We start from the raw sequence: 12,129 nt of genomic DNA, 5'->3' as shown, positions 1-12,129 counted from the left end.
GCCCACGCATGCGTTGCAGGCATTCGCCGCGCCGGCGTCAGCGATAGAACGCGCTACGTCCGCCCGGCTGGCGCTTGAAGCGCCGATGGATCCACAGGTATTGGTCCGGCGCTTCGCGCACCATGTCTTCGATGGCGGCATTGACCTGCGTGGTATCGGCGATGACGTCATCGGACGGAATGTCGGCCAGCGGCGGTGCGATCTTGAGGATGTAGCGGCCGCCTTCGCGACGATGGAAGTACGGCACGACCGCGCAGCCGGTCAACCGTGCCAGCTGATGCGTGGCGGTGATGGTGGAGGCCGGATGTCCGAAGAACGGCACGAACACGGTGTCCTTGCCGCGCATGTCCTGATCCGGCGCATACCACAGAAAACCGCCGCGCTTGAGATGCTTGATGGTGGCGCGCAGGTCTTCGTTGGCGAACATGTGCGTGGCATAGCGCAAGCGCCCACGCTTGACCGCCCACTCGAACACCGGGTTGCGATGCCTGCGGTACATGCCGGCCAGCGGCACGTAGTCGCAGAGCAGGCGCCCGCACATTTCCAGCGTCATGAAGTGGCCGGACACCAGCAACACGCCGCGTTCTTGCTGCTGCAGTTGCTGCAGATGCTCCAGGCCCTCGATCTGTACGCCTGGTCGAATGGCGTCGATGCTGCCCCACCAGGCGCGCGCGAACTCGAACAGGCCCACGCCCAGCGCGTCGAAACTGTCGCGCAACAGCCGCGCCCGCCAGGCATCGTCCTGCTCGGGGAAACACAGTTTCAGGTTGACCTCGGCCGCGCGCCGACGCGTGCCCGCCAGGCGCATTGCAATCCAGCCCACGCCGCGGCCCACTGCACGTTGCAGCGTCCAGGGCAGGCGCCCGGCCACCACCATTACCGCCAGGCCCAGATACATCGGCCAGTGCTTGGGGTTGCGCAGGGAAGGGCGGACGGCGACGTTGGCGGGCTCGGACATGCGCCAATTCTAAGGGATTGCGCCTAGCGGGCAGCGTGCACATGCGCACGCACGGACGCTCCCGTATCCTGCACCGATGCGGAAAGACCCGATCGAATGGCTGTTGCGCGGGCTGTACTCGGCGCTGTTGTACCTGTTGCTGCCGGTCACGGTGTACCACTTGGTGTGGCGTGGCTTTCGCGTGCGCGAATACTTCAATCGCTGGAACGAGCGCTATGCGTCCTACACGCATGCCTGCGGGCGCCCGCGCGCGTGGGTGCATGCGGTGTCGGTGGGCGAAGTCAACGCGGCCGCACCGCTGGTCAATGCGCTACGTGCGCAGCGCCCCGATATCCGTTGGGTCATCACCACCATCACCCCCACCGGCTCCGAGCGCGTGCGCGCCCTGTGGGGCGATGCGGTGGACCATGTGTATCTGCCCTACGACGTGCCGGGCAGCGTGGGGCGGTTTCTCGAACACTTCCGCCCGCGGCTGGCGTTGATCCTGGAAACCGAGCTGTGGCCGAACATGTTGTTCGGCTGCCGCGATCGCCAGATTCCGGTGTACATCCTCAACGCACGGTTGTCGGCGCGTTCGTTGCGCGGGTACCGGTTGCTGGCACCGTTGATCAGTCGCGCGCTGCGCACCGTTACCTGCGTGGCGGCGCAGTCGCAGGACGATGCCGAGCGCTTTGTCACCCTGGGCGCGCGCCCGGATCAGGTGATTGCGCTGGGCAATCTCAAGTTCGATATCGCCGCGCCAGCGCAATTGCAGGCGTTGGTCGCGCAGTTCCGCATGCACGTGCCGGCCACGCGCCCGGTGTGGATCGCCGCCAGCACGCACGAAGGCGAAGAGGCGGCCGTTGCCGATATCCACGCGCGTTTGCTGCTGCAATTCCCGGACGTGCTGCTGTTGTGGGCACCGCGCCATCCCGAGCGCTTTCCCAAGGTCGAGACAGTGGCACGCGAGCGAGGTTGGCGCGTTGCCACGCGCAAGGCGCAGCAATGGCCGCAGGCAGGCGACAAGGTCTTCGTCATCGACACCCTGGGCGAGCTGATGAGCTTCTATGCGTGCGCGCAGGTGGCTTTCGTCGGTGGCAGCTTGCAGCCGATCGGCGGGCATAACCTGCTCGAGCCGGCCGCCGTCGGAACGCCGGCAATCACCGGCCCGCATCTGCATAACTTCTCGGAGATTTCGCGGCGCATGCGCGAAGCCGATGCCGTTGCCATCTGCGAGGATGCCGAGTGCGTCTACCAGGCGTTGGCGCGCCTGCTCGCCGACCCCGCACAACGCGAGGCGATGACCGCTGCAGGCCTGGCGCTGGTCGCCAACGGCAAGGGCGCCGTGGCCCGCACCTTGGTGCAGATCGCGCCCGATCTGCCGCCGCTGGCGAGCGCGGGCGTTGTGGCGTGAGGGGTGTCGCTCGTTGCGTGGCGGCGTGCATGGACGTGCTGCACTCCACCGCGCCTGGCGCCGGAGTGCAGCCTTCGTTGCGGTCCGCAGTGAGCGTGTGCGTCGGGCAGTGAGATGCGCGTGGTGGGATCGCTTGCGTCGGAGGCTGCATGTCGGCGTTGCCGATTTACCGCACTTGCAGCAGCCGTCACGACAGGTGCGCATGCGGTTGCATCGCGCACAAAAAAAGCGGGCCGTGGCCCGCTTTTTTGTGCATCCAGCTGGCCTTACTGCAACGAACCACTGCCCTGCAGCTTGGACTCGGCATCCTGCGATAGCAGGCGGTTGACGTCCTGCAGATCGGTGATGTCGAGCTTGCCGATGGCCTGGCCCAGCAGCAGGCGGTTCTGCAGGAAGTTGTAACGCGACTGTGCGTAGTTCAGCTGCGCCTGGAACAGCGTGCGCTGGTTTTGCACCACGTCCAGCACGGTGCGCGTGCCCACTTCCAGACCCACCTGCGAGGCGTCGTAGGCGGCTTGCGCCGACACCACGGCCAGGCGGCGGGCTTCCACTTCGCTGATACCGGCAACCACGGTCTGGTAGGCATTGCGGGTGTTGCGATCCAGTGCGCGCTTCTGCTGCTCGTAGGTGTCCTGCTGGATATCGCGCTGCGACAGTGCCTGACGCACGGCCGACTGGGTTGCGCCGCCGGCAAAGATCGGAATCGTCAGCGTGATGCCCACCGAATCGGTATCGATGTCGCGACCTGCGGTGGTGAAGTTGCCTGCCGCCTCATCGACCGTTCCCTGGCCGCCCCAGCTGTTGCTGCGGCCGACATTGGCACCCAGGCTCAGCGTGGGCAGATGGCCGGCACGCGCGGCACTGACCTGCGCCTCGGCAGCGCTGACCTGCAACTGCTGCGCCTTCAATGCGGGGTTATCGGCGATCGCGGTGGCGACCAACTGATCCACGTTGCTGTAGGCGGCCGGCACTTCGGGACGGAACTCATCCGGCAACGCGCGCAAGCCGACCACCGGCTGGCCGGTCAGCTCGGTCAATGCCTGGTAGTAGTCCTTGAGCGTATTGCGCGCGGTAATGGTGTCGGCGCGCGCCTGGTCGTACTGGGCGCGGGCTTCGTGCACGTCGGTGATCGGTGCAAGACCCACTTCCAGACGCTTGTCGGCGTAGTCGAACTGCTTCTTTGCGGCCGCTTCGTTGGTCTCGGCCGCCGCCAGCGACTCGATCCCCACCAGTACCTGGAAATACGCCGCCGAGGTGCGGGTGATCAGGTCGTTGTTGGCCGATGCCAGGGTGAAGTCCGCAGCCTTGGCCACTTCGCGCTGCGCACGCAGGTTGGAAAACTGCGCCCAGTTGAAGATGGTCTGGCTGCCCTGGATCGCGTACTGGCGCTGCTTGGTCGTGGAGCGGCCATCGACGCCTTCCAGCTCACGGTGCGACTGGGTGTAGCTGGCGCTACCGTCCAGCTGCGGCAGCAGCGCCGCACGCGCCTGCACCTGACCCTCCCGATTGACCAGGCGCGTGGACTCGGCCACGGCCAACTGCGGATCGCCGTTGCGGGCCATTTCGTAGACCTGCAGCAGGTCGGTGGCGTGCGCAGCCATGGGAGACAGGGCGGCGGCCAGGGCCAGGACGAGGGATCGGCGGATCATCGGGGAAGCTTCCTTGGGAATCAGAATTGGAATCGGGGCGTCGGTGCGGCGCCCTGGAGATAGGCGAGGTCGGTTTCGAACAACGATTCGATGCGCGGGGCGTTGACCTCGCCACGGACCAGGACCGCTTCCATCACCGGGTCGTGACCGCGCACGACGAACAACCGGCCGTTCGGGCGCAACCACTGCAGCCACTGGACGGGCAGGGTGTCGACCGCGCCAGTCACGCAGATGGCGTCGAAGCGACGCTCGCTCTGCCAGCCGAAGACATCGGCGGTTTCGATGCGGACGTTGCTGCCCAGGCCGGTGCGATCCAGATTGGCGCGCGCAGCCGCAGCCAGCGCCGGGTCGATCTCCAGGCTGAGCACTTCGCGTGCCAGCGCGGCCAGGCAGGCGGTGGCAAAGCCGCTGCCGGTGCCGACTTCCAGCACGTCCTCGCCCGGTTGCAGGTCCAGTGCCTGCAACATGCGGCCTTCGACCACCGGCTTCATCATCTTGTGGCCGGCCGACAGCGGAATTTCCACGTCGACATAGGCCAGCGTCTTGTAGGCCTCCGGCACGAAGGCTTCGCGCGGCAGGCGCGCCAGCACGTCGAGTACGCGCAGGTCCAGCACGTCCCACGGCCGGATCTGCTGCTCGACCATCTTTTCGCGGGCCTGGGTGAAATCGATCGTCATGGTGCGGGTATCCAACGCGGTGGGGCGAACATTTTACCGGTGCGCGAGGCACCTGGCGCATCTAGCATCGCCGCGCGCTGCCATCCGGCGCAGTGCCGGAAGTCATCGCCACCAAAGGCCGGGGACGCTCAACGCGGCGCATAGGCCCTCAAAAAGAAGTCGACGCTGGTGTCGATGTGCTCATCGACCTGGGCGCGGGTGGGCTGGCCGTGCAGGCCGCACATCATCAGGGCGTAGAGCTCGCCCTTGAGCAGGCAGAAGAATTGCGAGGCGGCGCGCGCGACGTCCGGGATCTCCAGCTGGCCGTCGGCCACCCGCGCGGACAGGAAATCCGCCAGCGCCCCCTGCGTGCGCTTGGGGCCTGCATCCCAGAACATCTCGCGGATATGCACGTCGCCGGTGCCGGGCGCCATCATCATGCGGTGGGTGGAGATGGCCGATTCGGTGCTGACCATGGCGAAGAACGCATGGGCAATCTCGGTGAGCTGGTCGCGCAACGCGCCCTTGGGAGCATGATCGAACAGGTCGTCCGGCATCATGTGCTGACATTGCGTGCGGATCGCCTCGGAAAACAGGCTCTCCTTGTCGCCGAAGTGGCTGTACACGGTCAGCTTGGAGACGCCGGCCTGCGCGGCGATCCCATCCATGCTGACCCCTGCATAGCCCTGTTCCATGAACATGGTGCGGGCGGCACCCAGGATGGCGGCACGCTTTCCAAGATCCTTGGGACGGCCAGGGCCGTTGCTCTTGGTCTTGGAAGTGAGGGGGGACGAGCTGGACATGTCGTCAATACTAGACCATGGGGTTCTATATTTATACTCGGCGCCCAACCGCGACGTTAACGGTTCCGTCTGCCCGGTTCCCGGTGTCGTGCCGCTCCCGGCAGCTGTCAGGGATCCACCGAAGGCGGCACCAAAACCCCGGTGATAAATTTGCCGTAGGCCTGCCAGTGCATACGGGCAGGTATCTCCAGCGAGCACGGACGAGGGGACGGGGAGCGTGGGAAGGGGCGGTACGCAGGCGCACACAAGCTGCGTTCGCAGCACGTGCGTGCGGCGGATCGGGCACGCGTGGCTGTGGCTGCTGCTGTGCTGCGCCATGCTCAACGCCTGGCCTGCCGACGCGCAGGTGCTCAAGCACTCCGCTTACCACACCGTCACGCGCTGGAACATGGACGACGGCCTGCCGCACAACCTGGTGCACGCGGTGGCCCAGGGCGAAGACGGGCTGATCTGGCTGGGTACCTGGGAAGGCGTGGCGCGCTTCAATGGGCGCGATTTCACCGTGTACGACCGTCAGAACACTCCCGGCGTCGAGCTGGGCGGGGTATTTGTGGTGGTTCGCGACAGCACCGGCGGCATGCTGTTCGGCACTGCGTTCGACGGCGTCTACCACTATCAGGACGGTCACTGGCGGCAGCTGGGCGATGCGTCGGCGCGCCATCTTGCGGTCAGCGCCCTGCTGCGGCGTGCCGATGGCGCGCTGTGGGTGGGCACGCCGCAGACGCTGTACCGCATCGAGGGCGACGGGCGGGTGGTCGACGTCGGCCGCCAGACCAGCTTGCCGCGCGCGCGCGTCACCGCACTGACTGCAGACGAAAGCGGCGACCTGTGGGTCGGCACCGAGGTCGGGCTGTATCGCCTGCCGCACGATGGCGGCCAGGCTGCGGCCTGGGGAAGGGCGCACGGGATGCGCGATGCGCCGGTGCGGCGGCTGGCCAGCGACCGTCAGGGCGGCCTGCTGGTCGCCGGCGACGATGGCGTGTGGTGGTGGAGCCGTGGCGGTGGCCTGCAGCGCTTCCGCCAGGGGCAACGCGTGGATTCGGTGTTGCTGGACCGCCGCGGGCACCTGTGGATGAGCCTGTCTTCGGGAATGCTGGTGGTGCACAGCGGCCCGAACGACCCGGACGAGCAATCGCCATTTCCGGCGTCGCCAGCCCGGCGCTGCTGGAAGACGCCGAAGGCCTGATCTGGGTCGGCAGCACCCACGGGCTGTTCCGTATTGCCGAGGGCGCCGCGCACGGCGTCACCCACGACGAAGGCCTGAGTTCGGACTACGTGCGCTGCGTGCTGCAGACCGGCGAGGGCACGGTGTGGGTGGGCAATGCCGTCGGCCTGGATCGTTGGCGCGACGGCACCATCAGCCGGGTGTCGCTGTCGCCCAGCGAAGGTGGGCGCGTGCTCGAGCAATCGGTGCTGGCGCTGGCCGATGCTGGCGATGGCGGCGTCTGGGCCGGTACCTATAGCCAGGGCGTGGTGCGTCTGGACGCGCAAGGCCACGTGCTGGTGCGCATCGGCGCGGCCGATGGACTGCCCTCCATGTCGGTGCGTGCGGTGTTGCCGGACGGCGACGATCTGTGGATCGGCACCACCGCCGGGCTGGTGCGCTGGCGCAACGGCAAGGCGCGCCGCTACACCGCCGCCGACGGCGTACCGGATGGGTCGGTGCAGGTGTTGTACCGCGATGCGCAGGGCATTGTCTGGATCGGCACCGATCGCGGCGTGACCGCGCTTTCGCCGGACGGCAGCACCCGCGCCTGGCTGGGCGAGCAGGATTTCCCCGGGCAGAACGCCTTCGATTTCCTGCGCGATGCCGCTGGCGATGTGTGGATTGCCAGCGATCGCGGCCTGCTGCGGTTGCGCGGCGACAGCTTCCGCGTCTACGACCACCGGGTCGGGCTGCCGCGCGACAAGGTGTTTCGCGTGATCGACGACGGCCGTGGCTATTTCTGGTTGTCGAGCAACCACGGGGTGTTCCGCATCGCACGCGATAACTTCGACCAGCTCGATGCGGGCACGCGCGAGCAATTGAGCGTGGAGGTGGTCGACCGCAGCGACGGCATGCCCAGCAACCAGGGCAACGGCAGCAGCGCACCGGCTGGCTGGCTGACCCAGTCCGGGCAGTTGCTGTTCCCCACCGCCGCAGGCCTGGGCGTGATCGACCCGGCCCGCGTGGGCACCTTGCAAGGCCATCGGGTGCCGATCGTCTTCGAGCGCCTGCTGGTCGATGGCATGGTGCAGCCGCTCAGTGGCCCGCACCGGTTCGGCGCCGAGACCCGGCGTATCGCGATCGTGTATGCCGGGCTGAATTTCCGCGGCCCGGACAAGGTGCGGTATCGCTACCGGCTGGAAGGCTTCGACCCGGAGTGGGTGGATGCCGACAATGCCAGCGAAGCGGTCTACACCAATTTGCCGCCGGGCCGTTTCCGCTTCCGCGTGCAAGCCATGTCGCTGCCGGTGGATTGGCGGCAAGACGATCTGCTGGGCGAAGCCAGCCTGGTCATCGAACTGGCGCCGCCGTGGTGGCGCCGAGGCGAAGTGATCGGCCTGGGCATCCTTGGCCTGGCCAGCGTGATCTACGGCTTGTATCTGTGGCGTACCGCCAGCTATCGCCTGCGTCAGCGCCAGCTCAATACCGTCATCGACCGGCGCACGCGCGAACTGAGCGACAAGAACCTGGCGCTGCAGCAGGCCAGCCAGGAGCGCGAAGCGTTGATGCGCCAGCTGGAATACCGCGCCAGCCACGACGTGCTGACGGCCTTGCCGAACCGACGCGAAGCCGAGCGTGTGCTGCAGCACTGGTTCGATGAGGCGCACGCCGGTGGCGCGGCGTTGGCGCTGGCGTTGATGGATATCGATCATTTCAAGCGCATAAACGACGACTACGGCCATGAGGTGGGCGATGCGGTGCTATCGGCCATCGGCGAGGTGCTGGGCGAGCAGGAGCAGGCGCATTGCTTCGCCGCGCGTCACGGCGGCGAAGAATTCCTGCTGGCGGCCACCGGGCTGGATGCAGTGCAGGCGCGCGCGCTGTTCGAGCGCATGCGACAGCGACTGGCCGACATCCAAGTCGATGCGCAAGGCATGACCGTGCGTTGTACCGCCAGCATGGGCATGGCGATGAGCGAGGAGGCGCCCAGCCGGCGCGAATTGCTGGCGTTGGCCGACCATCGTCTGTACGAAGCCAAGCGGCAGGGGCGGAATCGTTTGATCGGGCCGTAAGGCGTTGCGCCGTTGCATGACGTGTCGAACGTGTGCCCGATGCAGACAGGCGTTGTTGCATTGCACGGGTGGCGCGTGGCGAAGAACCATCGCCGCATTGCCGGCCAGGCCGCGGCACCGCCGAGTCAACAAACCGCGTGTGACCCATCGCACCTCTCGTGCGCTCGTGCCGAGATCGAACTGCTGACGTCATCTTTCGCCGACACGTGCAGCACGCTGCAGACATATCGCCGGCAGCCTACGCCTGCGCCAGGTCCGCCTGCGCATGCAACAACGCAACAAACGCCTGCGCCGCACGCGACAAGGTGCGCCCGCCATGGGTGACGCAACCCAGCTCGCGGGATAACGCCACATCGGCCAGCGGCAGCGCCACGATCTGGTGGTCGATCATGCGCTCGGGCAGCACGCTCCAGGCCAGGCCTACCGACACCAGCATCTTGATCGTTTCCAGGTAATTGGTGGTCATGCGCAGACTCGGCACCAGGCCGCGCTCGGCGAACAGGTTGGCAACGATGCGATGGGTGAAGGTGCCCGGATCCGGCAACACCGCCGGGTGCGCCACCACATCGTCCAGGGACACCGCAGGCCGTGCTGCCAACGGGTGATCGGGTGCAACGACGAACTGCAGGCGGTCGTGCCAGATCGGCTGCGCGCGCAGCGGAGCGCGCGTGTCCGGTGCCAGGGTCGTCACTGCCAGCTCCACCTCGCCGCGCAGCACCGCGGCGTACGCCAGCTCCGAATCCAGAAACTGGATGTCCAGCGCCGCCTGCGGATGTTGCGTGGCAAAACCGCGCAACAAGGCCGGCAGGCGGTGCAGCCCCACATGGTGGCTGGTGGCCAGGCTCAAGCGGCCGCCGACGGCTGCACCCAAATGCTCCAGCACGCGGCGGGTGTCCTGCAGCTCGGCCAGGATGCGTTGCGCGCGCGGCAGCAATGCCTGGCCGGCTTCGGTCAACACCACCTGCCGACCCAGGCGATCGAACAGCCGCGCCGACAATTGCGCCTCCAGCAGTGCGATGCGTTTGCTTACCGCTGGCTGGGTCAGGTGCAAGGCCTCGCCGGCTGCCGAAAAGCTGCCGCTCTCGGCGATCGCCACGAAGGCATTGAGGCTCGCCAGGTCCATTGCTATTCCTAAAATTCATTTCTTGAATAAACAATATGAATTTGCGTAATCCAAGGCAAGCTCCTAGCATCGATCTCAGCCAGGTGGGCGCACCCACCATCCGCCACTCGGATTGCCGCGATGACTGCCAAGACCCTGTACGACAAGCTGTGGGACCTGCATGAGGTCACACGCCGTGACGATGGTTCGTCGCTGATCTACATCGACCGCCACATCCTGCACGAGGTGACCTCGCCGCAAGCCTTCGAGGGCCTGCGCCTGGCCGGGCGCAAGCCGTGGCGCATCGACGCCAATATCGCCACGCCCGACCATAACGTGCCGACCACGCGCGCCGAGCGCCAGGGCGGGCTGGAGTCGATCTCCGACGAGGTCTCGCGCCTGCAGGTGCAGACGCTGGACGAGAACTGCGACGACTTCGGCATCCTCGAGTTCAAGATGAACGATGCGCGCCAGGGCATCGTGCATGTGGTCGGCCCGGAGCAGGGCGCCACCTTGCCGGGCATGACCTTGGTCTGCGGCGATTCGCATACCTCCACGCATGGCGCGTTCGGCGCGTTGGCGCATGGCATCGGCACCTCCGAGGTCGAGCACGTGCTGGCCACGCAGTGCCTGATCGCCAAGAAGATGAAGAACATGCAGGTGCGCGTGGAAGGCACGTTGCCGTTCGGGGTGACCGCCAAGGACATCGTGCTGGCGGTGATCGGCAAGATCGGCACCGCCGGCGGCAATGGGCATGCGCTGGAATTTGCCGGCAGCGCCATCCGCGCGCTGTCGATGGAAGGCCGTATGACCATCTGCAACATGGCCATCGAAGCCGGTGCGCGCGTGGGCATGGTGGCGGTGGACGAGAAGACCATTGCCTACGTCAAAGGGCGCCCGTTCGCGCCCAAGGGCGCCGACTGGGAAGCGGCGGTGGCGCTATGGAGCACGCTGGTCTCCGATCCGGACGCGCACTTCGACACCGTGGTGGAGTTGCGCGCCGAAGACATCAAGCCGCAGGTCAGCTGGGGCACTTCGCCGGAAATGGTGCTGGCCATCGATCAGCACGTGCCCGATCCGGCCGCCGAGCAGGACCCGACCAGGCGCGATTCGATCGAGCGCGCGCTCAAATACATGGGATTGACCGCCAACCAGCCGGTCACCGCCATTCGCCTGGATCGCGTGTTCATTGGCTCGTGCACCAACTCGCGGATCGAAGACCTGCGTGCCGCCGCTGCCGTGGCCAAGGGCCGCAAGGTGGCTTCCACCATCAAGCAGGCGTTGGTGGTGCCGGGCTCGGGCCTGGTGAAGGCACAGGCCGAAGCCGAAGGCCTGGACAAGGTGTTTCTGGATGCCGGTTTCGAATGGCGCGAGCCAGGCTGCTCGATGTGTCTGGCCATGAACCCGGACAAGCTGGGCAGCGGCGAGCATTGCGCTTCGACCTCCAACCGCAACTTCGAAGGCCGCCAGGGCGCCGGCGGCCGCACGCATCTGGTCAGCCCGGCGATGGCGGCGGCTGCGGCGGTGAGCGGTCATTTTGTCGATGTGCGTGAACTGCAGGGAATCGAGAGTCGGGAATAGGGAATCGCAAAGTCCTGCTTCCCGCTCTGCCCATTCCCGACTCCCCATTCCCCATTCTCGGCCTCTCTCATGACCCCTTTTACCCAACACACCGGACTGGTCGCGCCGCTGGATCGCGCCAATGTCGATACCGACCAGATCATTCCCAAGCAATTCCTGAAGTCGATCAAGCGCACCGGCTTCGGGCCGAACCTGTTCGACGAGTGGCGCTATCTGGATATCGGCGAGCCGGGTCGCGACAACAGCACGCGCCCGCTCAATCCGGAATTCGTGCTCAATTTCCCGCGCTATCAGGGCGCCAGCGTATTGCTGGCCCGGGAAAACTTCGGCTGCGGTTCCTCGCGCGAGCATGCGCCGTGGGCGCTGGATGAATACGGATTTCGCACCGTGATCGCGCCGAGCTTTGCCGACATCTTCTACAACAACAGTTTCAAGAACGGCCTGCTGCCGATCGTGCTGGCCGAAGCGCAGGTCGATGCGTTGTTCGAGCAATGCCTGGCGACCGAGGGCTACCAACTCACCGTGGATCTGGCCGCACAACGCGTGCGCCGCCCCGATGGCGTGGAGTACGGCTTTGACATCGATGCCTTCCGCAAGCATTGCCTGCTCAACGGGCTGGACGATATCGGCCTCACCTTGCAGGACGCCGATGCCATCGGGCGCTTCGAGCAGGGTCATCGCGCACGCCAGCCATGGTTGTTTGGCGCGTTGCAGTGATGTCGAGCCGCACGCGGGTGCGTTGATCGTGCAGCGTGCGCTTATTGCAAT

General features: G+C 66.4%; 8 protein-coding genes and 1 pseudogene. 4 read left to right on the top strand and 5 right to left on the bottom strand.

Going from position 1 to position 12,129, the window contains the following annotated elements; all coding sequences use genetic code 11:
* Positions 1 to 37: 37 nt before the first annotated feature.
* A complete protein-coding gene (locus FLG15_RS17130) occupies positions 38 to 958 on the bottom strand; it encodes an LpxL/LpxP family Kdo(2)-lipid IV(A) lauroyl/palmitoleoyl acyltransferase (RefSeq protein ID WP_017157480.1) in 921 nt (306 codons plus the stop codon).
* A gap of 76 nt (positions 959 to 1,034) precedes the next feature.
* Here FLG15_RS17130 and waaA point away from each other — a divergent pair, with 76 nt between their 5' ends.
* Positions 1,035 to 2,351, top strand: a complete 1,317-nt coding sequence (gene waaA, locus FLG15_RS17125) for a lipid IV(A) 3-deoxy-D-manno-octulosonic acid transferase (protein WP_150146863.1) — start codon at positions 1,035 to 1,037, stop codon at positions 2,349 to 2,351.
* A 266-nt stretch (positions 2,352 to 2,617) separates the two neighbouring features.
* Here the strand turns inward: waaA and FLG15_RS17120 are convergent, their stop codons facing one another.
* The 3 genes from FLG15_RS17120 to FLG15_RS17110 all read right to left on the bottom strand — a co-directional run bounded on the left by FLG15_RS17120 (position 2,618) and on the right by FLG15_RS17110 (position 5,459).
* Positions 2,618 to 4,000: a TolC family outer membrane protein gene (locus tag FLG15_RS17120; protein ID WP_017157478.1), complete on the bottom strand. Its 1,383-nt coding sequence runs from the start codon at positions 3,998 to 4,000 to the stop codon at positions 2,618 to 2,620.
* A gap of 20 nt (positions 4,001 to 4,020) precedes the next feature.
* Entirely contained in the window at positions 4,021 to 4,677 is a 657-nt protein-coding gene (locus tag FLG15_RS17115; protein ID WP_017157477.1) for a protein-L-isoaspartate O-methyltransferase family protein, read from the bottom strand.
* 128 nt (positions 4,678 to 4,805) lie between these two features.
* The gene (locus FLG15_RS17110) at positions 4,806 to 5,459 is read right to left on the bottom strand and encodes a TetR/AcrR family transcriptional regulator (protein WP_057679900.1); all 654 of its coding nucleotides are present in this window, start codon (positions 5,457 to 5,459) and stop codon (positions 4,806 to 4,808) included.
* Positions 5,460 to 5,676: 217 nt separating this feature from the next.
* On the opposite strand from FLG15_RS17110, the pseudogene FLG15_RS17105 reads away from it, so the two are divergent.
* Positions 5,677 to 8,678, top strand: a pseudogene (locus FLG15_RS17105) (two-component regulator propeller domain-containing protein).
* A gap of 238 nt (positions 8,679 to 8,916) precedes the next feature.
* Here FLG15_RS17105 and FLG15_RS17100 read toward each other — a convergent pair.
* The gene (locus FLG15_RS17100; protein WP_039572640.1) at positions 8,917 to 9,801 is read right to left on the bottom strand and encodes a LysR family transcriptional regulator; all 885 of its coding nucleotides are present in this window, start codon (positions 9,799 to 9,801) and stop codon (positions 8,917 to 8,919) included.
* Positions 9,802 to 9,921: 120 nt separating this feature from the next.
* Here FLG15_RS17100 and leuC point away from each other — a divergent pair, with 120 nt between their 5' ends.
* Both leuC and leuD read left to right on the top strand, forming a co-directional pair.
* On the top strand, positions 9,922 to 11,361 hold the full coding sequence (gene leuC, locus FLG15_RS17095; RefSeq protein WP_057679898.1) for a 3-isopropylmalate dehydratase large subunit: 1,440 nt from the start codon (positions 9,922 to 9,924) through the stop codon (positions 11,359 to 11,361).
* Between the two features lie 69 nt (positions 11,362 to 11,430).
* Positions 11,431 to 12,078, top strand: coding sequence for a 3-isopropylmalate dehydratase small subunit (gene leuD, locus FLG15_RS17090; protein WP_007967735.1), 648 nt, complete (start codon positions 11,431 to 11,433; stop codon positions 12,076 to 12,078).
* The last annotated feature ends 51 nt before the right edge of the window (positions 12,079 to 12,129 follow it).

Origin of the sequence: Xanthomonas phaseoli pv. dieffenbachiae, assembly GCF_008639345.1 — a bacterium.
Classification (GTDB): Bacteria; Pseudomonadota; Gammaproteobacteria; order Xanthomonadales; family Xanthomonadaceae; genus Xanthomonas; species Xanthomonas phaseoli.
Note: the sequence above shows the minus strand (reverse complement) of the source record. Positions and strands in the feature narration are given on the sequence as shown.